This window comes from Aminobacter sp. Piv2-1 (genome assembly GCF_037625995.1).
Taxonomy (GTDB): domain Bacteria; phylum Pseudomonadota; class Alphaproteobacteria; order Rhizobiales; family Rhizobiaceae; genus Aminobacter.
The window spans coordinates 101927-122603 of sequence record NZ_JARKMU010000002.1; the positions used below are offsets into that span (position 1 = coordinate 101927).

Sequence of the window (20677 nt, forward strand, 5' to 3'; positions counted from 1 at the left end):
CTTCCCTTGGGTCATGACGCAGACGACAGATACCTTGCTCGACCGCACCGGCCGCTGGCTGGCCTCACGACTGCAGGCGGAATCCTCCGGTTACGAGCCCTATACGCCCTCCGATCCCGAAACGTTGCGCCGCACGCTGGAGCCGGGCGATGTCCTGCTCGTCGAGGGCAACCAGCGCATCTCGGCGGTGATCAAGTATCTCACCCAGTCGACCTGGTCGCATTCGGCGCTCTATGTCGGCGACGCGCTTCCCGAGCCCGCCGACGGTTCCGAGCGGCCGCGCCTGATCGAGGTCAACCTGGGCGAGGGCTGCGTTGCCGTGCCTCTGTCCAAGTACCGCACCTACAACACCCGCATCTGCCGCGCCAACGGGCTCACCCCGGAGGACCGCGAGCAGGTGGTCAAGTTCATGGTCGAGCGGCTCGGCCTGAGGTACGACCTCAAGAACATCGTCGACATGCTGCGCTATTTCTTCCCGACGCCGCCGGTGCCGGTGCGCTGGCGCCGGCGCATGATCGCCTTCGGCTCGGGCGACCCGACGCGCGCCATCTGCTCCACCATGATCGCCGAGGCTTATGGCCGGATCCGCTACCCCATCCTGCCGGAAATCACCCGTGCCCCCGGCCGCGCCTCGGCGCAGTCCAACTACATGCGGCGCGAGATCATGCAGATCCGCCACCATTCGCTCTACACGCCGCGCGACTTCGACCTGTCGCCCTATTTCCGCATCGTCAAGCCGACGCTGGAATACGGCTTCGACTACCGGCAGATCACCTGGGGCGAGCAGCGCGAGATCGATCTCACTGAGCTGCCGAAGTCGACGCTGCCCGTTCCGCCGCAAGCAGGTCGCGCGCGTCCCTGACGGTTGCCGCATAGCTGACATAGGGCCGCTTGACCCCGTGGTTGATCAGCATGCGCCGCGTCTGCGGCGAGGCTCCGGCGATGAAGAAGCGCACGCCGGCCTTCCTCGCCTTGCGCGCCGCCCCCTCCAGCACGTTGGCCGCGGTCGAATCGAGGAAGGGCACCTGCGAGCAGTCGAGGATGAAGTTCTTGCGTTGGTCGGCGATGCGGTCGAGCACGGCGCCCACCGTCGAGGCCGCGCCGAAGAAGAAGGCGCCGGAGATGCGGTAGATCACCGTGTCGGCGTCGCCGGCATCGCTCGCCTCATAGGCATGGCGGCTGCCGTTGGTGGCGTCCGCCACGTCCTCCTGCACCAGCGGCTGGTCGGTCTCGACGGCGATGCTCTTGGCCATCCGGTCGATGAACAGCACCGAACCCAAGGCAAAGCCGACCACGATGCCTTCGGTGAGGTCGCGGAAGACGACGAGCGCGAAGGTCACCAGCAGCACCAGCGCGTCGCCGCGCGAGCTGCGGATCAGCGTCGCGAAGGCCTGCTTCTCGACCATGTTCCAGGCCACCACCGCGAGGATGCCGGCCAGCGCCGACAGCGGGATGTAGGAGGCGAGCGGTGCGGCCACCAGCATGAAGCCGAGCAGGAAGGCCGAATGCAGCATGCCCGAGACCGGCCCGTGCGCGCCGGCCCTGACATTGGTCGCGGTGCGCGCGATGGTGCCGGTGGCGCAGATGCCGCCAAACAGCGCGGCACCGATATTGGCGAAGCCCTGCGCCACCAGCTCGCAGTTGGAGCGGTGCCGCCGCCCGGTCATGCCGTCGGCGACGACGGCTGAAAGCAGCGACTCGATGGCGCCGAGCAGCGCGAACGACACTGCGTCCGGCAGCACCGCCAGGGCCTTGTCGATGCTGAAGCCGGGCAGCGCCGGCCAGGGCAGGCTGCGCGGGATGCCGCCGAAGCGCGTGCCGATGGTCTCGACCGGCAGCCCAAGCAGGACCGCGGCGAGCGAGGCGACGCCGACCGCGATCAGCATGCCCGGCCAGCCAGGCCTCAGCCGCTTGAGCACCAGGATCGTGCCGATCGTCAGCACGGCCACCGCGATCGCCGCCGGGTTGGCCGTGCCGGCGGCGTCCGCCAGCGCCATCAGCTTCGGCACCAGCGGTCCGGGCTCCTTGCCGGCGAGCGTCAGGCCGAACATCTCGCTCAGCTGGCTGGCGAAGATGATGACCGCGATGCCCGCGGTGAAGCCCACCGTCACCGGATAGGGGATGAACTTGATGTAGGTGCCGAGCCGGAGATAGCCGATGGCGACCAGCATGATGCCCGCCATCATCGTCGCCAGGATCAGCCCCTCGACGCCCTCGCGCGCCACCGTCGCCGCCACCAGCACGATGAACGCGCCCGCCGGCCCGCCGATCTGGAAGCGGCTGCCGCCCAGCGCCGAGATGATGAAGCCGCCGACGATCGCTGTGAACAGGCCCCTGTCGGGCGACACGCCCGAAGCGATCGCAATTGCCATTGAAAGCGGCAGCGCCACGATCGCCACCGTCAGTCCGGCGATGGCGTCGGCCTTGAGCTGCGCCGCGCCATAGCCTTCGCGCAAAACCGTCACCAGCTTGGGCGTGAACAGTTCGGCGAATGTCGGTCGGGCGTGTCTGTTGCCTGCTGCGTCCATGCCTGCATCGTCCTGCAATGCGGCGGGATCGTCGGCATGTCTGTCGGCGGTCGCCGTCGCGACTCTCTGCGGACGGTTGACGGGCTCAGCCGGCCTTCTTCTTCAGGCGCACGCCACGGCCGCCGGCCTCGTTCTCGCCGATGAGTTCCACACCGGCGGCGTCGAGCGCTTCGATGACCTTGGTCAGCGTGTCGACCACGCCGCGCACCACGCCCTCGCTCGCTTCCATGCGCTGGATCGTCGGAACCGAAACCCCGGCCTTTTCGGCGAGCGTCTTCTGGTCGATGCCTGCCAGCGCCCGGGCGGCGCGCATCTGTGCGGCGGTGATCAATGTCGGCGTTCCCGTCTTTGTCCGCAATATGAATGTATCATACATTCATGCTGATGTTTCAAGCATTAATATCGATGTTCAGCGCATGTCGTCTTCGGTTCCTTGGCCGGGCCGCAGCAGGTAGCGGCTGACCACCCAGCACAGCGTCGCCCAGGCGAAGCCGGCGCTCCATCCGGCCAGCACGTCCGAGGGCCAGTGCACGCCGAGATAGATGCGGCTGATGCCGACCAGCAGCGCGGTCAGGATCGCGACGAAGAAGACGAAGACGGTGGTGGCGCGGCCGGGCACCACGCGGGCCAGCACCACGCCCAGCGTCAGGTAGGTCACCGCCGCGAGCATGGCGTGCCCGCTGGGGAAGCTCATGGTCTGCACCTGCGCCAGGTGCGAGACCAGGTCCGGTCGCGGCCGGTCGATGCCGAGCTTGAGCAGGCTCGACAGCACCTGTGCGCCAGCCACCGAGGCGAACACGAACAGCGCCGGTCCCCAGCGCCGGATCAGGCACAGATAGATGATGGCGATCACAGTGATGTAGATCAGCACCGCAGCACTTCCGAGCGCGGTGATGTCGCGCATCGCCTCCTCGAACCAGCCCGGCCCGATCGGGTTGTTGGGTTCGCCGGCCACGCGGAAGGCGAGCAGGATGTCGGTGTCGAAGGAGCGCGGTGCCGCGTCACGCGCGACCTCCGCCAGTTCGACGAAGGCCCACAGCCCGCCGGCGATGACGACGCCCGCCGCCAGCAGCGACAATTGGACCTTGTTCCACAGTTTCTGATGCATCGTCCTGCCGTTCCGTTCCAGCTTCGGGATGGCCGCTTCCGGGCCCGTGCGCAACAAGTGGGGAGAGGTTTCCCAAAGAAAAGGCGCGCAAGCAAAAGGTCGCAGCGTCTTCGTCGGCAGGCGCCGATCCTCGACGCTGTATAGCGGCGCCCGACTTTCGGCGAAACTGTCATGCTACTGTTATGTCGTCCGATTAGCGGTCTCGGCGAACCCCAAGCGAAGCATCAGCCAGAGGTCGAAAACATGAACCAGCACGCTCCCAACGATCAGAAATTCCGCACCAGCCTGCTTGAGGAGAATGACGGTCCCGGCCACAACCCGACCGACAACCGCACTATGGGCGACATCATCGCCACGCGCTTCTCGCGCCGTGGATTCCTCAAGGGCTCGCTCGCCGTCTCGGCGATTGCCGCCACCGTCAGCCCCATCGCCATCATCCTCGCCGACGACGCCCGCGCCGCAGCCGCCTCGGCCTTCAATTTCGACGAGGTCGAGGCCGGCATCGACGACAAGCACCACGTCGCCGCCGGCTACGATGCCGACGTCCTGCTGCGCTGGGGCGACCCGATCTTCGCCGACGCGCCCGAATTCGACCCGCTCAGCCAGTCGGCCGAGGCGCAGGCCAGGCAGTTCGGCTACAACAACGACTATGTCGGCTACGTGCCGCTCGATGGCTCGGCCGAGCACGGCCTGCTTGTCGTCAACCACGAATACACCAACGAACACCTGATGTTCCCCGGCATCGTCAAGATCGTCGAAGGCAAGATCGAGGTCGCGCCCGCCGACCAGAAGCGCGTCGACATCGAGATGGCAGCTCACGGCGGCTCCATCGTCGAGATCCGCAAGGAAGGCGGCAAGTGGCAGGTCGTGCGCGACGGCAAGCTCAACCGTCGCATCACCTCCACCACCGAGATGCAGCTCACCGGTCCGGCGGCCGGCCACGACCGCCTCAAGACCAATGCCGACGCCACCGGCACCAAGGTGTTCGGCACCGTCAACAACTGCGCCGGCGGCGTCACGCCCTGGGGCACCTACATCATGGCCGAGGAGAACTTCCACGGCTACTTCGGCGGTGAGCTGCCGGCCGACCATCCGGAGGCTGCCAACTACAAGCGCCTCGGCGTGCCGGAAGGCACCTATGAGTGGCTCAAGTTCTACGACCGCTTCGACGTCGCCAAGGAGCCGAACGAGCCCAACCGCTTCGGCTGGATCGTCGAGGTCGACGTCCAGGACCCGAACTCGCTGCCGAAGAAGCGCACCGCGCTCGGCCGCTTCAAGCACGAGGGCGCCGAATCCATCGTCGCCCCCGACGGGCGCGTCGTCTTCTACCTCGGCGACGACGAGCGCTTCGACTACGTCTACAAGTTCGTGACCAAGGGCAAGTTCAACCCGAACGATCGCTCCGCCAACCTCGACCTGCTCGACGAGGGCACGCTCTATGTCGCCAAATTCGCGGAGGACGGCTCGTTCGAGTGGCTGCCGCTGGTCCAGGGCGAGGGCCCGCTCACTGCCGACAACGGTTTCGTCAGCCAGGCCGATGTGGTCATCGAGACGCGCCGCGCCGCCGACCTGCTCGGCGCCACCAAGATGGACCGGCCGGAAGACATCCAGCCCAATGCAGTCAACGGCAAGGTCTATGTCATGCTGACCAACAACTCGAAGCGCAAGGCCGACCAGGTCGATGCCGCCAATCCGCGCGCCGAGAACGCCTTCGGCCACATCATCGAGCTGGTCGAGGACGGTGGCGATTTCACCGCCACCAAAGGCAAGTGGGAAGTGCTGCTCAAGTGTGGCGATCCGTCGATCGCCGAGGTCGGCGCTTCCTTCTCGACCTCGACCACCCAGAACGGCTGGTTCGGCATGCCCGACAACTGCGCCGTCGATTCCGCCGGCCGTCTCTGGGTCGCGACCGACGGCAACTCGCCCAAGGCCACCGGCCGCACCGACGGCCTGTGGGCCGTGGACACCGAGGGCGAGGCACGCGCCACCTCCAAGCTGTTCTTCCGCGTGCCGGTGGGCGCCGAGATGTGCGGTCCGCTGTTCGCACCGGATGACCAGACCGCCTTCGTCGCGGTCCAGCATCCGGGCGACGGCGGCGAGGACTGGGAAAGCTTCGGCCGTCCGTCCTATTACGAGGACCTGTCGACCCGTTGGCCCGACTTCAAGCCCGACATGCCGGTGCGTCCGGCAGTCGTCGCCATTACCCGCCAGGGCGGCGGCAAGATCGGCGTCTGATCCGCGATAGTTGCGGACAAAGAGTTGCCGGCGGGGTCGCCCCCGCCGGCATTTTTTGTGAACAGCGCATACCCCGGCCGCCGCCGCGCGAAAGACGGGTGCAAGAATCGCCATTGTGCCCCTATGATGCCGCGTCACGAGGAGGCAGGGTGCGCACGTTCGAACGACTTGGCCGGAGGTGGACCGGACTGTCGCTGGTCGTCCAGTTTTTGATCGCCGGCGGCGCCGTGCTGCTGGCGGCGATGTTCCTTGCCGGCTATTGGGTCACCTCCCGCATCGAGGACGGCGTCACCAGCAATGCGGCCGCCACCACGGCGCTCTATGTCGACAGCGTCATTGCCCCGATCCTGCCCGACATGCGCCGCGGCGGGGCGCTCAGCGAGTCCGTCAAGCGGGCCCTCGACGAAACGCTCGACCAGGGTGGACTGGGCGACCGCATCCTCCTGTTCCGGCTCTGGTCGCGCGACGGCACAATCCTCTACTCCAAGGACGCCACGCAGATCGGCAAGAAGCTTCCGCTCACGCCTGATCTCGAGGCCGCCTGGGGCGGCCGCGTCGTCGCCCGGTTCGACAAAGCCGACGTAGGCGACACACGCCCGGGAAAAGTCGCGGGCATGCCGCTCATGGAAATCTACAATCCGGTGCGCGAACCCTGGTCGGGGCAGGTCGTGGCGGTGTCGGAGTTTTGCGAGATCGCCTATGAATTCCAGGCGACGCTGACGGCCGCGCGCCTGTCGAGCTGGCTCTTCGTCGCCGGCACGACGCTGGCGATCTTCGGCCTGCTGTGGGGCATCGTCTATCGCGGCAGCAGGACCATCGACGACCAGCGTCAGGCGCTCCAGGAACGCGTCGCCGAGCTGCAGAGGCTGCTGGCCCAGAACTCGGCGCTGCGCCTGCGGGTCCAGGGGGCCTCGCGCCGTGCAGCCGCCCTCAACGAACGCTATCTGCGTCGCATCGCCGCCGACCTGCACGACGGGCCGGCCCAACTCCTGGCTCTCGCTTCGCTGCGCATGGACAGCCGCGCGATTTCGAGTTCCAGGGCAGGGGCGGCCGAACGCGAGGCGGAAGTGGGCGCCATCAAGGCCAGTCTCGACGAGGCGATGCGCGAGATACGCGACATCTGCAACGGTCTGGTGCTGCCGCAGATCGAAACTGCGAACCTGGCGGAAATATTGAGCCTTGCCGTCTCCACCCACGAGCAGCGCACCGGGACGGCCGTGGCGATGTCGGGCGAGGTCCCCGAACTCGGCCTTGCCTCGTCGGAAAAGATCAGCATCTTCCGCTTTGTCCAGGAGGCTCTCAACAACGCCTTCCGCCATGCTGGTGGGCAGGGGCAGGCGGTGAAGGTCGCCTCCGTCGATGGTCGCCTTGTCGTCGAGGTGATCGACGAGGGGACGGGCTTCGACGTCGAAAACGTTCGTGCCGACAGGCTCGGCCTGGCGGGTTTGCGCGAGCGCGTGGAGAGCATCGGCGGCGATTTTTCGCTGGCATCGTCGCCGGAGGGCACGCGTGTCGCCGTCACCCTCGCCGTCCGGGAGAAGGAACAGACATGACCACGCCCCTGCGTCTCGCCGTCGTCGACGATCATCCGCTGTTCAGGGAGGGGGTTGCACGCAGCCTGGTCGAGCACGGTGGCTTCGAGATCGTCGCCGAGGGCGCCAGCGCGGAGGATGCGCTGCGCATCGTCGGCGAGGTGGGGCCGGAGATCCTGCTGCTCGACATCAGCCTGCCGGGAGGAGGGCTGAACGCCGCGCAGGAAATCCTCGTCCGGCGCCCGGGACAGAAGATCGTCATGCTGACCGTCTCCGAGGCGCGCGACGACGTCACGACGGCCCTCAACCACGGCGTCCGCGGCTATGTGCTGAAGGGTGTCGGCTCCCGGATGCTGGCCGAGATCCTGCACAGCGTCGCCGCCGGCGAGATCTATGTCTCGCCCGTGGTCTCGGCGCGGCTGATCAGCGACCTTCAGGCGATCCACCTGGCCGAACCCAAGGCTGATCCGCTGCGCCAGCTTACCGATCGCGAGGCAGGCATCCTGGAACTGGTCTCGGCGGGCCTCAGCAACAAGGAAGTCGCTGGCCGCCTGGCGCTGCAGGAAAAGACGGTCAAGCATCACATGACGCGGGTTCTGGCCAAGCTCAACGTCCGCAACCGCACCGAGGCGGCGATGCTGCTGCGCGACGCGCGGGGCCGCGCGGCCGAGACCCAGTAGCGGCTTCAAATAAAAAGGCTGGAAGGTTGCCCTTCCAGCCTGTTGCCTGAGTTCCTTGCCGCGCTGCGGGGGGGTGGGGGTGGGTCAGCCCGCCATCGCCTTCAATCGGTCGATGTCGGCCTGCTTGGCGCGGCGTTTGATGATTGTCCGACCTGCGGCATCCTTCATCTCGTAGATGCCGTTGTCGATTTCTTCTTTTATTCCGTCTGGGTAGATGACCTTGATGTTGTTCCCGTCGATTTCGACGCGGGTGCCTTTCGAAGGATTCGTGCTCTTGTCGCCGCCGTTGCCGCGGCCGTTCTTGCCTTTGTCGGCCTTGTCGCTCTTGCCGCGGGGGCCGTCGTCCCGATCGTCGGCGCGGCGATTGCCATCGCTCTTGTCCTCGCCGTTGCTGCCGGCACCGGCCTCTCCGCCACTGGCCTTGCTGCTCGTGCCTGCTTCGCTGCCGGCGCCTGACTCGTTGCCGGCGTCTCCGCCTTTAGATTCATGGCCGCCGTCGCGCGAATCGCGACCGCCTCGTGAGTCCGGGCCGTCCTTCTTGCCGGCCAGCGCCACGGACGCGCTCAGCCTCACGCCGTCGAAGCCGAGCTGCAACGGCGCAAGCGTCAGCGCCAGCGCAGCAGAGGCGCGCAGCGCAAGCATTGCAAATGGCCGAAGCGACGTCCCACGCATTCCGAAACTCGTCGCAGCGCGCTGATTCTGCCGCTGCCCCCAATCGACGCGAACTTGCGCATCCGATTCAATGCGCGAAAGAGTCCTGCGACCACTGCGCCTTGGTCATGGACCAAAGCTGGCATCAAATTCGGACCTTAGTCTGATCTTCCGGCAGGTCGGTGGGGGTTATTTGCCGGCGATCGCCGGTCCGAGCGTGATCAGCGCCACCGCCACCACGGCCAGCCCCACGCCTATGCCCTGGATGCCGCTCAGCTTCTCGCCGAAATAGACGATGGCCACGAGATTGACGGCGATCAGCTGGATCACCGCCGACAGGCTGAACGACACCGACATGCCGAAGTCGCGCACCAGGCGCAGCATGATCAGGTTGCCGAGCGAATAGAGCAGCAGCGTCACCACCAGCTTGCCGATGGTCGGCTCGATCCCCCAGGTCTTGGCCACCATGGCGGCGACGAGGAAGATAACGGTCGAAAAACCGAGCAGCGAAAGGCCGATGGCGGACATGTAAGGCAAGCTCCCACGAATGCCCGGCGATTTGCTCCGAATGCCGCGCGGGCGTCAAGCAGGCCGGCGACACGCTCCGACACTATCGCGTCATGGTGCGCGAAAACCCTCCCGTCCGGAGACGGGAGGGCGCGCAGCTTGCAGTCTCGGGAGCCCCTGACGCGATCAGGGGTAGGTACACTTGCCCTTCTGCGGTTCGCCGTTCGGGCCCGGCGTGCCGGTCTCCTCCCACTCGCCGCCATGGCCGACGCAGTAGGCGATGAGCAGGTTACACGACGACTTGTTGTTGCACTTCTCGACATGGCCCTCGGCCTGGCCGCCGCCGGGTGCCGCGAGGCCGAGCTGGTGCGGCGGCGGCGCCGGCACCCGCGCCTTGAGCTGGGCGGCGGAAGCGGCACCGGCGAAGGCCGACATGGAAAGCGCGAGCGTCGCGATCAGCGACGTGCGGACGAGCGTCGTGGTCATGGTCATTGCGGTTCTCCTCTGGGACCTCTGGTCTTGCGGCTCGAAGGCCGCCACACAGGTCAGTGCCCCGGTCCCGGGAGAAGGTTCATGGCTCCGGCAAAAAAGATGGCCGGCGCTGTCAGCCGTCCTGCAGGCGCCGGCCCCGGCCGCCGTCACTCCAGCGTGTCCTGCCGCGGCTTGATCATCAGCACCCAGTCCTGGCCGGGCGTGTCCCAGCCGTCCCGGACGATCGGCCGGCGCGCCGCCTCGCGATAGCCACCGTGCTCGTAGAGCCCGCGCGCCGCGCGATTGGCGTCCGAGACGATCAGGCTGGTGCCGTTGCAGCCCGTCGCCTCGGCGATCGTGTCGGCCATGGCCAGCAGCCGCGTCCCGAACCCCTGCCGGCGCGCCTCGGGCACGGTGGCGAGCACGTTGACGTACCAGCTGCCCGTGGCCAGCGCCTCGAGCTCGTTCATCGGCGCGAAGATGGCCGGCGTGTCGGGGTCCGGCGGCGCCGGCACGATCGGATAGCCGATCAGGCAGGCCAGCACCCTGCCGCGCTCGAGCACGATGGCGTTGCGGTAGGAGAAGCTGCCCGTCTCGCGCCGCGCCCGCTGGCGCCCCACTTCCCACGGATCGCCGCCATTGGCCATCTGCGTCCACAAATGCAGCGGCAGCCCGTCGCCGGCCATGTTGACCAGTTCGGCCAGCACCGCCGCGTCCGCCTTGGTGGCGGGGCGGGCATGCGCGGCGAACGCCTCCTCGCTGGGCTGGGCTCGCTCCGGCATGGCGTGCTCCTCCATTTCAGCCGCATTGGAGCGCGCCTGCGCGCCTGCGTCAACCTGCCGCCGGCGCCTCGCCGGTCCGGAATTTAAACTTGATACTTTTACTCATGTTATGTATTCGACATGACGCGCGCCGCGGCAACCGGCGCCACCCACCCGCGACCCGCCCGGAGCCCTCCATGCCCTCCATCGAAGACCACGATCGCCGCGCAGACGAGGCCGAGGCCATCCTGCGCACCGCCGTCATGAACGGCTTCACCGATGCCATGCGCAAGTCCGGCCTGCCGCCGATGGTGGTGCTGAAATTGGCCGCCCGCGCGGTCGGTTCGGTCTACCGCGACGCGGCCGACGCGCATTGCGGCCCGCATGCCTGCGGCTGCGGCTGGTGCCCGCAGGAAGGTACCGACATCGACCTCCTGTGCTCGGCGCTGCTCTCCGCCTCTGCCCGTCGCCGCCACCGCCGCGACCTCGCCGCCATGCAGGTCGCCGGCCGCGCCTGACTTGGCGCGCCGCAAACCCTTATGCCCGCGCTTGTGAAGCCTTGCCGCCCCTGCTAAAGCGCGGCGATGACCACACCGCTCGACCATATCCGCAACTTCTCCATCGTTGCCCACATCGATCATGGCAAGTCGACGCTTGCCGACCGCCTGATCCAGTCCACCGGCGGGCTGGAAGCGCGCGAGATGACCGAGCAGGTCCTCGACAACATGGACATCGAGCGCGAGCGCGGCATCACCATCAAGGCCCAGACCGTGCGGCTCAACTACAAGGCCAACAACGGCGAGGACTACGTCCTCAACCTCATCGACACGCCCGGCCACGTCGACTTCGCCTACGAGGTGTCGCGCTCGCTGTCGGCCTGCGAGGGTTCGCTGCTCGTCGTCGACGCCAGCCAGGGCGTCGAGGCCCAGACGCTCGCCAACGTCTACCAGGCCATCGACAACAACCACGAGATCGTCGTCGTCCTCAACAAGATCGACCTGCCCGCCGCCGAGCCCGAGCGCATCAAGGAGCAGGTCGAGGAAGTCATCGGCATCGACGCCTCCCAGGCCGTGCACATCTCGGCCAAGACCGGCCTCGGCATCGAGGACGTGCTGGAGGCGATCGTCACCCAGCTGCCGCCGCCGCGCGAGGGCGATGCCACCGCACCGCTCAAGGCGATGCTGGTCGACAGCTGGTACGACACCTATCTCGGCGTCATCGTGCTCGTCCGCATCATCGATGGCAAGCTCAGGAAGGGCCAGACCATCCGCATGATGGAGACCAACGCCAAATACCTGGTCGAGCGCACCGGCGTCTTCACCCCCAAGATGGTCCAGGTCGACGAGCTCGGCCCCGGCGAGTTCGGCTTCTTCACCGGCTCGATCAAGGAAGTGGCCGACACCCGCGTCGGCGACACCATCACCGAGGACAAGCGCCCCACCGCCCAGGCCCTGCCGGGCTTCAAGCCGGCCCAGCCGGTGGTGTTCTGCGGCCTGTTCCCGGTCGACGCCGCCGACTTCGAGGACCTCCGCGCGGCCATGGGCAAGCTGCGCCTCAACGACGCCAGCTTCTCCTTCGAGATGGAAACCTCGGCCGCGCTCGGCTTCGGCTTCCGCTGCGGTTTCCTCGGCCTGCTCCACCTCGAGATCATCCAGGAGCGCCTCGAGCGCGAGTTCAACCTCGACCTCATCGCCACGGCCCCTAGCGTCGTCTACCGCATGAACCTCAACGACGGTTCGACCAAGGAGCTGCACAACCCCGCCGACATGCCCGACGTGGTCAAGATCGCCGCGATCGAGGAGCCGTGGATCCGCGCCACCATCCTCACCCCGGACGACTATCTCGGCTCGATCCTGAAACTCTGCCAGGAGCGCCGCGGCATCCAGGCCGACCTCTCCTATGTCGGCAAGCGCGCCATGCTGGTCTACGACCTGCCGCTCAACGAGGTCGTGTTCGATTTCTACGATCGCCTGAAGTCGATCTCCAAGGGCTACGCCTCCTTCGACTACCACCTCACCGACTACCGCGAGGGCGACCTCGTCAAGATGTCGATCCTGGTCAACGAGGAGCCGGTCGATGCGCTCTCGATGCTTGTCCACCGCACGGCGGCCGAAAAGCGCGGCCGCGTCATGGTCGAGAAGCTGAAGGAGCTGATCCCGCAGCACATGTTCAAGATCCCGGTCCAGGCCGCCATCGGCGGCAAGGTCATCGCCCGCGAGACCATCTCGGCGCTGCGCAAGGACGTCACCGCCAAGTGCTACGGCGGCGACGTCACCCGCAAGCGCAAGCTGCTCGAGAAGCAGAAAGAGGGCAAGAAGCGCATGCGCCAGTTCGGCAAGGTCGACATCCCACAGGAAGCCTTCATCCAGGCGCTCAAGATGGGCGACAACTGACGTCTTCTTTTTCCTTCTCCCCTCCTGAGCTTGTCGAAGGGACGGGGAGAAGGCGGCCCGCAGGGCCGGATGAGGGGTAGTGCAGCAAGACTATGCTGCGTACTTTATTTCCGTTTTCTCGTACAGTTCATCCATCAACTGGCGCATTCCGCTGTAGCCTTTCAAGATTGCCATCAAGCGCAATCTATCTATCGTGACCACATCAGACACGAGGTCGCTGTTTACCCAGTCACCGTCCGGTTGCCTATAGCAGCCTGGAATAAATAATATCCCCTGCGGCTCGACTAAGTAATCGAACGAACCGCTGCGCGATGAAAATTTGGCTTCTAGGCGCTTCTTTTGCCACTGCTGTTCGTCCTCAATAGACGCGCACTGTCCAAGAAATACAGGCAATCCAAGAGCTCTATTGTCAAAATTGTAGACACCAATCAGGTCAATCTTTCCATCGCCTGAGCTTGTATAATTGCGTTCCCATCCATGTTTTAATCGCATTCCAATCTTGCTTGCAAGTATTGGTATTGCCTTGCGAAGGTTTGATGAAAATTTCTTCTTTCGATCTGATGAATTAGGGCCAAACATGTATACATCGCCATGGGAAGAGACTATGCGCCTAAGGCATTCAGCGCATATTTTCTCAAACGCATCTGCTAGTCTCTGGGGAGTGCCTTTTATCTTAAATGAGCGGGTTCTGGCGCATGCAAGAAGAAATAAATATACCCTGTTGTCTGAGCTTATCCTCTTCTTTAGAGACAATACGTCGCCATCAAACACAAATGGATACATTGATCCGAACGAACTTGCTCTAAATCGAATTTGACGCATGCACTCGTCAATGTAAGATTGTTCTTGGGCGTTTATTTCGGCGCCGTCTAGTCCGTCCTCAACGTTATTGTCATCTACGTCTTCTTCCTCCAGTGGCAATAACTCATCATCGGGACGTGGTGTTGATTTGATGATCGTCAATAGATCATTTGATGATATTTGATCGTATCCTCCATATGCTATCGCAATCTCTGCCGTATCTGCCAGTAAGTGTGGGCGTGTGTAGGCAACTCGTCCGATTTCAAACATTCCTAGCCCCGAAACGATGCTTCAAGCTGCCTAGCTTGCCGAAAGATGCTGTTGATTAACTCCTCTCGTGGTTCATTCTTTTCGACATCGGCAACCAGAGAATTCGCTTCTCGCAGGGACCTTTGCAGCTCAATGCACAGCATGTCGAAGTCCTCATTAATTCCTTTCGTATAGATGTACGCCTGCTCAATTGTTGCCCCGCTTCGAAATGCTCGAAGCGCGTCGTCGTTGAGCATGATTTGAGATAGCTTGTGCAGGTTTCGAGATTCGCCAACGCGTACGCGACCATCTTTGTCCTTCACAAAAAGCCAGGAGAAGAATTCCTTCACCCTTTCGGATATCGGCTCTTTGTTATCCGAGTCATCAGAACTATTTGCACCATCAAACAAAAAGTGCTGGATTCCTTCGTAGTCAATTGCTGTTGTAATCAAAGAAAATTTTACTGACCTCTCATCGAGAGAGCGAAGGTCAAAAAAGTTCTCTTTTTCCGCAACTTCATATACGTCATACGCCTTCATTGACTTTGATATAAAGTCTCTCCGACTTCCGATTACTTTCGCAACCGAGCGAGTTTTTTCGGCAAAAGACATATCATCTGGTGTTCTCTCCATCAGTTGCTTGATGTAGCGAGCCTTCGCCAGGGCACCCCACGGTTTCACTCCCGCAATATGACGGTTGCCGAGATAATTTAGAACTTCCTTGCGGCTGTCATAGATAGCGACTGGCACTGCAGATGGTCGATGCGTTGCATTTTCTTGCAAAGAAAGTATTCGCGTAGAGATGTCCGGATATGAAGCGCCTCGTAAAAGCTTAAGTGCGGTCAAACGTCGATTGCCTTCTACGACGACAAGTCGCCCATTCTCGGGAACGGCAATTAGTGCTTCGGCCTCGAAGAAATCGTTCTCTGAAATCGCTGACATCAGTTCTTCTATGGCCGATGAGCGCGCCAGAAACTCCAACATGGACGGCTGGTCCCGTTCTACATATGTTGGCAAGCGCGGATTCTTCGGGTCTAGATCGAGTTCGTCGACATTAATCTTTTTGAGATCAAAGGCCATGATCACCACACATCAGGCAAGGCGCCAGCGACGGCGTTAAAAAGCGGTGGGGGTACAGCATTCCCGACTACCTTATATTTTTCGTTTAGGATGGCACTGTCTGGAAAAAGCATATCGTTTGGGAATCCTTGGAGTCGAGCACACTCTCGAAACGATAGCCGCCTAGCGGGGCGATCGTCTTCAAATACCCACTTGTCAGTGTGTATCCTGTTCAATCGGGGGCTGATGGGATGCAATGAAACGTGTCGACCTTTGGCAACGATGGTGCGGCTAGCTTCATCCCACCCACGATAGCGGTTTCGCGAGAGGTAGTACCAATGGAACACCTCGGTGTTATATTCTCCTTCTGGCCATTCAGGTAGATCGCCGATGGCATCACGGATATTCCGGAATGAATTTTCTGTCGTACCGTCGTCCGAGTGTGTTGGTTTTGGAAAGACGTATCTTGCGTCAAGGTCCGACCGTATCCCCACAATAAAGACACGTTGCCGTTCCTGAGGTACGCCGTATTTGCGCGCATCTAGCAAGTCGCACTCGACCTTGTATCCGGCCATGCGAAATCGGGTAATCTGGTTATTAAGCAAATGTCGAAAGTCGGCTCGACGCATGCCCGAAACATTCTCAACGATGAATGCCTTTGGCTTTATCTGACGGAGAGCTCGATCAAATTCTCGATATAAATAGTTGATCTTTCGACTCGGGTCGCGCACCCCCCCCTGGCTGAAGCCTTGGCACGGGTAGCAGCCCACTAGGAGGTCAGCCTGAGGGAAGTTTTTCACCGTTGCTACGTCGCATAACCGAAAGTCGGTTTCGGGCAGATTTGCCGTGTATACGTCGCGAGCGTATGGCAAGATATCGTTGGCCATTAAGATGTCAAAGCCGGCCTTATGAAGGCCGACATCCGACCCGCCGCAGCCGCTGAAAAGTGATACCGCCGTTGGCATGCTGATCCCCTCGTGTTCGATACCCTGTATCCCAATCGATATCAAATGAGGACAAAATTTTGACCGGCAATGGTCATGCTTTTGTTCGTATCTCGTCCTAGCTTCGGCCACTGATGGACAAAGTTACCCCTGCAAAACGCTCAGCGATAATGCGGGCGATTCGTTCCAAAAATACAAACCCTGAGATGGTTGTACGCCGGCTCGTCCATGGCCTCGGCTACAGATTTCGGCTACATCGCAACGACTTGCCCGGTCGGCCGGACCTAATTTTTCCTTCGCGGCACAAGGTTATCTTCGTCCACGGATGCTTCTGGCACCAACATCGGTCGAATAGTTGCCGCATCGCTAGGCAGCCAAAATCAAATCAAGCCTACTGGCTTCCAAAACTCGGACGCACCACATTGCGCGACCGGACAAATGAAGAGTTGTTGCAAACGTTAGGTTGGAGCGTGCTCACTGTTTGGGAATGTGAAACGAAAAACCCGGAGGTTCTGTCCTCGCAACTTGCCCAATTTCTCGGCTGAATCCTCACTCACTTCCCAAACCGCATCACCCAATTCACCTCCCACGTCTCACCGCCATCCTTAGACATCGCCTGTTCCCAGCGCGGTTCCTTCCCGCCCGTCCAGAGAAACCGCACGCGCACCGGCACGCCGCCCTCGACATCGTCGCCATAAAAGGTGCCGCGACCGTCCGTGAACCGCCCGACCATCGGTGGGAACAGCCGAAAGCTCTTGGTGTCGCTCCGGTAGATCGACCACAGTCCTGTCTCGGGGTTGTAGAGGCGCAGGGTCATGCCGGTGAAACCGCGCGCGGGCACCGCCATCTGGTCGAGATTGCCGCCAAAGGTGCCGTCGGGTGCCTGCATCACCTTTTCCACGCGGGAGAAGGCCAAGAAGGTCTCCCAGTCGGACGAGCCTACCAGCCGCTCGCGCAGGCGTTCGTTGGTCACCGTCCAGTCGCCGATCAGGAAATCGAAATCGTTGAAGCCGCTCATGCCGTCCTCCCGCAAAGATTTCCGGGAGGATAGCCGATGCCTGCTGACAGGCTTCCGTCAGCAGTTGTCAGGGATGGCTTGACCTTGGCAGGGCCTCGGGCTCATCTGTCGCCGCGATTGTGCCACACCTTCCGCCTAACGCCCGCGCCATGAAGTCCGCAGCCATCCTCCTTGCCCTGGCCATCCTGCCCGCCTGCGCTGCCCGCGCGCCGGTGCCGCCGGCGCCCGTCGCCGCACCCCAGCCGGTGGTCGAGCCGGTGCCGGACGGGGTCAAGCCGCTGACCGTCGAGCAGGACGAGCAGATTTCGCGGGGGTGAGCGTGGGACGGTTTTTCCACGCCTGCAAATTTTTCTTTTGATGTCGTGATCCTTCCCACCCCCCTCTGGCCTGCCGGCCATCTCCCCCTCGAGGGGGAGATCAGTCGCGTCATCGCCGCATTATTTCCTGAGGCGGGGGCGGGAATTTCTCTTTCGACGTATCCGGTTAAGCGATGGGGCCATGAAGGCCTGATCTCCCCCCTTGCGGGGGAGATGCCCGGCAGGGCAGAGGGGGGTGCGAAGGATCGCGAGCCCTCGGTACCTGCCTTCCGGCACCCCAATCCCGTGGAAATTCCTTCGCCTTTCTCCACCCCCTGAAAACATCCCGTAAAATCCATCCCGTCCCTCCCGCGGGAACGCCGATCATGACGGTGGTTGTGCGGGGAGAGGCCGGCGCCTCCGGCGATGGGCCAACGTAGCCCGCCGCCCGGGGAGGTTCCGTCCAAGGGTTCCCCTCCGGGCACTACGGCCCGGATGCGCTGGACGATGCGCTAGTGGGGCAGGGGGCGAAAGCCCCGCGCCCCGGAAGCGGAACGGACGGGAACGGAAATCGCCGGACGGGCGGTCGCGAGACCGCGCATAGAACTACCAGAGCGGCCCCGCGACCGCCCGTCTTCTCACTCAATGGCCAGACCGGCAACGGGGCGTGGCGAGGCCGGTACTTGCCTTCTCCCCTTGCGGGAGAAGGTGCCCCGAAGGGGCGGATGAGGGGTGTTGGACGAAACGGGAGGCCGCAACGGACACGCGGATCAACTGCACCGCCGCACTCCGTCCAGCACCCCTCATCCGTCTTGGCGCTGCGCGCCAATCCACCTTCTCCCGCAGGGGGAGAAGGAAGAATCCCCCCAATGGAGCCTCCCATGAGTGAAGACCCTGCGAAAAGACCCTGGCACCCCACCTTCAAGGTCAACACCTTCCCGCGCGATCGAAAATACACCGACGCGCAGTGGGCCGCGGTGCTGGCCGACCCGGAGCACGACGCCAAGGTCAAGGGCCTCTATCTCGGCCTGTTCCAGCTGCTCGCCGGCCATCTCGGCTTCCACCGGAAATGCCCGCTGCCGGGCTGCCGGCGGCTGAGGAAATGCGTCGGCCGCCGCGCCGAAAACGACTGGTCTTTCGCCTTCAAGCCCCTCATCCCGCCCTGCGTGCCGCTCGATCCCAAGGTGGTCGAGGCGATGCGGGCCGAGATCCGCGCCGAGGTCAGCCGCGTCAATGCCGCCGCCAAGGCGCGCGGCGGTGGCTGACCTGCTCGATTGCGGCTGCTGGCCGGTTTCCCTTTCCCGGCCATTTCGGCTAAGGCGGGCGGGATTAGCAAAGCCCGGACCGCCTCGCATGACCTCCAGCCACCGCCCGCACCCGCTTTTCCTCGGCATCGACACCGGCGGCACCTACACCGACGCGGTGCTGTGGTCGGAGGAGCCGCGCGGCACGGGCACGGTGGTCGCCAAGGCCAAGTCGCTCACCACCCGCCACGACCTCGCCGAGGGCATTTCGGGCGCGGTCGACGCGGTGCTGGACAAGGCCCATGTCGACCCCGCCGCCATCAAGCTGGTGTCGATGTCGACCACGCTCGCCACCAACGCCCTGGTCGAGGGCCAGGGCGGGCGGGTGGCGCTGGTGATGATCGGCTTCTCCGAGGCCGACCTTGGCCGCGACGGCTTGAAGACAGCGCTCGGCACCGACCCGCTGGTGCTGTGCGAAGGCGGCCACGACGTCCACGGCAACGCCCGCACCCTCGACCTTGCCCCGCTCGAGGCAGCCTTGCCGGAGCTCGAAAAATCCGTCTCGGGTTTCGCCGTCTGCGCCTATTTCGCCACCCGCAACCCCGCCCACGAGATCGCCGCCCGCGACCTGATCCGCGAGAAGACGGGCCTGCCCGTCACCGCCAGCCACGAACTCTCCGCCAAGCTGGGCGGCCCGCGCCGGGCGCTGACCACGCTGCTCAACGCCCGCCTGATTGCGATGATCGACCGCCTCGTCGCCGCCACCGAAGGCTTTCTCGAGAAGCGCAAGATCAGCGCCCCGCTGATGGTGGTGCGCGGCGACGGCGCGCTGGTGTCGGCTGAATTCGCCCGCCAGCGGCCGATCGAGACCATCCTCTCCGGCCCCGCCGCCAGCCTCGTCGGCGCCCGCCACATGACCGGGCTCGACAATGCCGTGGTCTCCGACATCGGCGGCACCACCACAGATGTCGCAGTCCTCGACCACGGCCGCCCGCGGCTCGACCCGGAGGGCGCCACCGTCGGCGGCTTCCGCACCATGGTCGAGGCGGTGGCCATGCGCACCTTCGGCCTCGGCGGCGACTCCGAAGTGGCGTTGGAGGACGGTGGGCTCAGGCCGCGGATAAAGCTCGGGCCGCGGCGCGTGGTGCCGCTGGCGCTCGCCGGCATGGTCCATGGCGAGGCGGTGACGGGCGAGCTGGAGCGCCAGCTGCGGGCGCCCAATCCGGGCCGCATGGACGGCCGCTTCGCCGTCCGCACCGGCGTGCCGGAGCGGCTCGCGGCGGGGCTGACGCCGCCGGAGGCCAAGCTCTACGAGGCGATCACCGCCGTACCGCTGCCGCTCGACCGGCTGCTGACTTCAAACGCCCAGAACGCGACCCTCAACCGTCTCGTGTCGCGCGGGCTGGTGCATGTCGTCGGTTTCACCCCGTCGGACGCGGCGCACACGCTCGGCCGCCAGGCCAACTGGGACGAGGGCGCAGCGCGCATGGGTGCCGAGCTCTTTGCCCGCAAGCGCGACGGCCGCGGCCAGCCGATCGCGACGACGCCCGAGGCGCTGGCCGAGCGCGTGCTGGCTGCACTTACCCGCATCTCGGCCGAAGTCATCCTCGAGACCGCCTTCGCCGAGGACGGGCTCGACGGCGCGGCAACGGTGGCGCATGCGCTGGTGCAGCGCGCGGTCGATGCCCATCCCGGCATCGCCCGCTTCACGGTGGCGCTGGATCGCCCGGTGATCGGGCTCGGCGCTTCCGCGCCGCTGCACTATGCCGGCCTGCCGCCCCTGCTCGGCAACGAATGCGTGGTGCCCGAGGATACCGACGTCGCCAACGCCCTGGGCGCGGTGGTCGGCCAGGTCCGGGTCACGGCGGAAGCCCGCGTCAGCCAGCCCAAGGAAGGGCTGTTCCGGTTGGCCGTCGGCGAGTTCGTGCGCGACTTCACCGACGAGGACGCAGCGATGGCGCTGGCCGAGGCGGAAGTGCGCGCCATCGTCGCCGCCAAGGCGCGCGACGCCGGCACCGACGCTGCCGAGATCGAGGTCGCGACAGACTTCAAGGTCTCGACCGTGGAAGGCCAGCGCATGTTCATCGAGGCGCATGTCGTCGCCACCGCCAGCGGCCGGCCGCGCATTGCTGTCTGAGGGCCAGATTGATTTTCTCTGGGCAAGGCGGCGATCAGATGCTGCCTTGCAACATTGGGCGAAT

Annotated in this window: 21 protein-coding genes; 10 read left to right on the top strand and 11 right to left on the bottom strand. The window is 64.3% G+C overall.

Annotation, left to right across the window (positions count from 1 at the left end):
* The first annotated feature begins 13 nt into the window (after positions 1 to 13).
* Positions 14 to 862, top strand: coding sequence for a YiiX/YebB-like N1pC/P60 family cysteine hydrolase (locus AmiPiv_RS04295; protein WP_340036063.1), 849 nt, complete (start codon positions 14 to 16; stop codon positions 860 to 862).
* Here AmiPiv_RS04295 and AmiPiv_RS04300 read toward each other — a convergent pair.
* The 3 genes from AmiPiv_RS04300 to AmiPiv_RS04310 all read right to left on the bottom strand — a co-directional run bounded on the left by AmiPiv_RS04300 (position 801) and on the right by AmiPiv_RS04310 (position 3636).
* Positions 801 to 2528, bottom strand: a complete 1728-nt coding sequence (locus tag AmiPiv_RS04300; RefSeq protein WP_340036064.1) for a SulP family inorganic anion transporter — start codon at positions 2526 to 2528, stop codon at positions 801 to 803. The two genes, AmiPiv_RS04295 and AmiPiv_RS04300, sit on opposite strands and share 62 nt — an antisense overlap.
* An 85-nt stretch (positions 2529 to 2613) precedes the next feature.
* Positions 2614 to 2859, bottom strand: a complete 246-nt coding sequence (locus tag AmiPiv_RS04305; protein WP_340036065.1) for a helix-turn-helix domain-containing protein — start codon at positions 2857 to 2859, stop codon at positions 2614 to 2616.
* A gap of 78 nt (positions 2860 to 2937) precedes the next feature.
* A complete protein-coding gene (locus tag AmiPiv_RS04310; RefSeq protein ID WP_340036066.1) occupies positions 2938 to 3636 on the bottom strand; it encodes a phosphatase PAP2 family protein in 699 nt (232 codons plus the stop codon).
* Between the two features lie 243 nt (positions 3637 to 3879).
* Between AmiPiv_RS04310 and AmiPiv_RS04315 the strand changes: the two genes are divergently transcribed.
* From AmiPiv_RS04315 to AmiPiv_RS04325, 3 genes are all read left to right on the top strand, one after another.
* On the top strand, positions 3880 to 5871 hold the full coding sequence (locus AmiPiv_RS04315) for a PhoX family protein (protein WP_340036067.1): 1992 nt from the start codon (positions 3880 to 3882) through the stop codon (positions 5869 to 5871).
* A gap of 149 nt (positions 5872 to 6020) precedes the next feature.
* The gene (locus AmiPiv_RS04320) at positions 6021 to 7424 is read left to right on the top strand and encodes a sensor histidine kinase (RefSeq protein WP_340036068.1); all 1404 of its coding nucleotides are present in this window, start codon (positions 6021 to 6023) and stop codon (positions 7422 to 7424) included.
* Positions 7421 to 8083 carry a response regulator transcription factor gene (locus AmiPiv_RS04325; protein WP_340036069.1) on the top strand — a complete coding sequence of 221 codons (663 nt, stop codon included), beginning with the start codon at positions 7421 to 7423 and terminating at the stop codon, positions 8081 to 8083. The genes AmiPiv_RS04320 and AmiPiv_RS04325 overlap by 4 nt, the downstream gene beginning before the upstream one ends.
* Before the next feature lie 84 nt (positions 8084 to 8167).
* Here the strand turns inward: AmiPiv_RS04325 and AmiPiv_RS04330 are convergent, their stop codons facing one another.
* The 4 genes from AmiPiv_RS04330 to AmiPiv_RS04345 all read right to left on the bottom strand — a co-directional run bounded on the left by AmiPiv_RS04330 (position 8168) and on the right by AmiPiv_RS04345 (position 10494).
* Positions 8168 to 8725, bottom strand: a complete 558-nt coding sequence (locus AmiPiv_RS04330) for a hypothetical protein (RefSeq protein WP_340036070.1) — start codon at positions 8723 to 8725, stop codon at positions 8168 to 8170.
* Positions 8726 to 8923: 198 nt separating this feature from the next.
* Positions 8924 to 9262, bottom strand: coding sequence for a hypothetical protein (locus AmiPiv_RS04335; protein WP_340036071.1), 339 nt, complete (start codon positions 9260 to 9262; stop codon positions 8924 to 8926).
* Positions 9263 to 9427: 165 nt separating this feature from the next.
* The gene (locus AmiPiv_RS04340; protein ID WP_340036072.1) at positions 9428 to 9733 is read right to left on the bottom strand and encodes a hypothetical protein; all 306 of its coding nucleotides are present in this window, start codon (positions 9731 to 9733) and stop codon (positions 9428 to 9430) included.
* Between the two features lie 146 nt (positions 9734 to 9879).
* Positions 9880 to 10494: a GNAT family N-acetyltransferase gene (locus AmiPiv_RS04345; protein WP_340036073.1), complete on the bottom strand. Its 615-nt coding sequence runs from the start codon at positions 10492 to 10494 to the stop codon at positions 9880 to 9882.
* 176 nt (positions 10495 to 10670) lie between these two features.
* Between AmiPiv_RS04345 and AmiPiv_RS04350 the strand changes: the two genes are divergently transcribed.
* Both AmiPiv_RS04350 and lepA read left to right on the top strand, forming a co-directional pair.
* Positions 10671 to 10991: a hypothetical protein gene (locus AmiPiv_RS04350; RefSeq protein ID WP_340036074.1), complete on the top strand. Its 321-nt coding sequence runs from the start codon at positions 10671 to 10673 to the stop codon at positions 10989 to 10991.
* 66 nt (positions 10992 to 11057) lie between these two features.
* Positions 11058 to 12866, top strand: a complete 1809-nt coding sequence (gene lepA, locus AmiPiv_RS04355; protein ID WP_340036075.1) for a translation elongation factor 4 — start codon at positions 11058 to 11060, stop codon at positions 12864 to 12866.
* Between the two features lie 90 nt (positions 12867 to 12956).
* Here lepA and AmiPiv_RS04360 read toward each other — a convergent pair whose 3' ends face one another.
* Genes AmiPiv_RS04360 through AmiPiv_RS04370 form a run of 3 tightly spaced genes read right to left on the bottom strand, consistent with a single transcriptional unit; the run spans position 12957 to position 15939 of the window.
* Positions 12957 to 13937: a hypothetical protein gene (locus AmiPiv_RS04360; protein WP_340036077.1), complete on the bottom strand. Its 981-nt coding sequence runs from the start codon at positions 13935 to 13937 to the stop codon at positions 12957 to 12959.
* Positions 13938 to 13939: 2 nt separating this feature from the next.
* Complete coding sequence (locus AmiPiv_RS04365) at positions 13940 to 14995, bottom strand: ParB N-terminal domain-containing protein (RefSeq protein WP_340036078.1); 1056 nt, start codon at positions 14993 to 14995, stop codon at positions 13940 to 13942.
* A gap of 2 nt (positions 14996 to 14997) precedes the next feature.
* Positions 14998 to 15939, bottom strand: coding sequence for a DNA cytosine methyltransferase (locus AmiPiv_RS04370; protein ID WP_340036079.1), 942 nt, complete (start codon positions 15937 to 15939; stop codon positions 14998 to 15000).
* 113 nt (positions 15940 to 16052) lie between these two features.
* Between AmiPiv_RS04370 and AmiPiv_RS04375 the strand changes: the two genes are divergently transcribed.
* On the top strand, positions 16053 to 16463 hold the full coding sequence (locus AmiPiv_RS04375; RefSeq protein ID WP_340036080.1) for a very short patch repair endonuclease: 411 nt from the start codon (positions 16053 to 16055) through the stop codon (positions 16461 to 16463).
* 8 nt (positions 16464 to 16471) lie between these two features.
* On the opposite strand, the gene AmiPiv_RS04380 is transcribed toward AmiPiv_RS04375, so the two are convergent.
* Entirely contained in the window at positions 16472 to 16936 is a 465-nt protein-coding gene (locus AmiPiv_RS04380; RefSeq protein WP_340036081.1) for a hypothetical protein, read from the bottom strand.
* A gap of 149 nt (positions 16937 to 17085) precedes the next feature.
* Between AmiPiv_RS04380 and AmiPiv_RS04385 the strand changes: the two genes are divergently transcribed.
* The 3 genes from AmiPiv_RS04385 to AmiPiv_RS04395 all read left to right on the top strand — a co-directional run bounded on the left by AmiPiv_RS04385 (position 17086) and on the right by AmiPiv_RS04395 (position 20613).
* Complete coding sequence (locus tag AmiPiv_RS04385; protein ID WP_340036082.1) at positions 17086 to 17253, top strand: hypothetical protein; 168 nt, start codon at positions 17086 to 17088, stop codon at positions 17251 to 17253.
* An 860-nt stretch (positions 17254 to 18113) separates the two neighbouring features.
* Positions 18114 to 18497: a hypothetical protein gene (locus AmiPiv_RS04390; protein ID WP_340036083.1), complete on the top strand. Its 384-nt coding sequence runs from the start codon at positions 18114 to 18116 to the stop codon at positions 18495 to 18497.
* A gap of 88 nt (positions 18498 to 18585) precedes the next feature.
* On the top strand, positions 18586 to 20613 hold the full coding sequence (locus AmiPiv_RS04395; protein WP_340036084.1) for a hydantoinase/oxoprolinase family protein: 2028 nt from the start codon (positions 18586 to 18588) through the stop codon (positions 20611 to 20613).
* Positions 20614 to 20677: the final 64 nt, after the last annotated feature.

Excerpts from the sequence above, each read along its gene's own strand:
- AmiPiv_RS04295 (WP_340036063.1), top strand. The coding sequence starts at position 14 with ATGACGCAGACGACAGATACCTTGCTCGACCGCACCGGCCGCTGGCTG.
- AmiPiv_RS04300 (WP_340036064.1), bottom strand. The coding sequence starts at position 2,528 with ATGGACGCAGCAGGCAACAGACACGCCCGACCGACATTCGCCGAACTG.
- AmiPiv_RS04310 (WP_340036066.1), bottom strand. The coding sequence starts at position 3,636 with ATGCATCAGAAACTGTGGAACAAGGTCCAATTGTCGCTGCTGGCGGCG.
- AmiPiv_RS04315 (WP_340036067.1), top strand. The coding sequence starts at position 3,880 with ATGAACCAGCACGCTCCCAACGATCAGAAATTCCGCACCAGCCTGCTT.
- AmiPiv_RS04325 (WP_340036069.1), top strand. The coding sequence starts at position 7,421 with ATGACCACGCCCCTGCGTCTCGCCGTCGTCGACGATCATCCGCTGTTC.
- AmiPiv_RS04330 (WP_340036070.1), bottom strand. The coding sequence starts at position 8,725 with ATGCTTGCGCTGCGCGCCTCTGCTGCGCTGGCGCTGACGCTTGCGCCG.
- AmiPiv_RS04335 (WP_340036071.1), bottom strand. The coding sequence starts at position 9,262 with ATGTCCGCCATCGGCCTTTCGCTGCTCGGTTTTTCGACCGTTATCTTC.
- AmiPiv_RS04340 (WP_340036072.1), bottom strand. The coding sequence starts at position 9,733 with ATGACCATGACCACGACGCTCGTCCGCACGTCGCTGATCGCGACGCTC.
- AmiPiv_RS04345 (WP_340036073.1), bottom strand. The coding sequence starts at position 10,494 with ATGCCGGAGCGAGCCCAGCCCAGCGAGGAGGCGTTCGCCGCGCATGCC.
- AmiPiv_RS04350 (WP_340036074.1), top strand. The coding sequence starts at position 10,671 with ATGCCCTCCATCGAAGACCACGATCGCCGCGCAGACGAGGCCGAGGCC.
- lepA (WP_340036075.1), top strand. The coding sequence starts at position 11,058 with ATGACCACACCGCTCGACCATATCCGCAACTTCTCCATCGTTGCCCAC.
- AmiPiv_RS04360 (WP_340036077.1), bottom strand. The coding sequence starts at position 13,937 with ATGTTTGAAATCGGACGAGTTGCCTACACACGCCCACACTTACTGGCA.
- AmiPiv_RS04365 (WP_340036078.1), bottom strand. The coding sequence starts at position 14,995 with ATGGCCTTTGATCTCAAAAAGATTAATGTCGACGAACTCGATCTAGAC.
- AmiPiv_RS04370 (WP_340036079.1), bottom strand. The coding sequence starts at position 15,939 with ATGCCAACGGCGGTATCACTTTTCAGCGGCTGCGGCGGGTCGGATGTC.
- AmiPiv_RS04375 (WP_340036080.1), top strand. The coding sequence starts at position 16,053 with ATGGACAAAGTTACCCCTGCAAAACGCTCAGCGATAATGCGGGCGATT.
- AmiPiv_RS04380 (WP_340036081.1), bottom strand. The coding sequence starts at position 16,936 with ATGAGCGGCTTCAACGATTTCGATTTCCTGATCGGCGACTGGACGGTG.
- AmiPiv_RS04385 (WP_340036082.1), top strand. The coding sequence starts at position 17,086 with ATGAAGTCCGCAGCCATCCTCCTTGCCCTGGCCATCCTGCCCGCCTGC.
- AmiPiv_RS04390 (WP_340036083.1), top strand. The coding sequence starts at position 18,114 with ATGAGTGAAGACCCTGCGAAAAGACCCTGGCACCCCACCTTCAAGGTC.
- AmiPiv_RS04395 (WP_340036084.1), top strand. The coding sequence starts at position 18,586 with ATGACCTCCAGCCACCGCCCGCACCCGCTTTTCCTCGGCATCGACACC.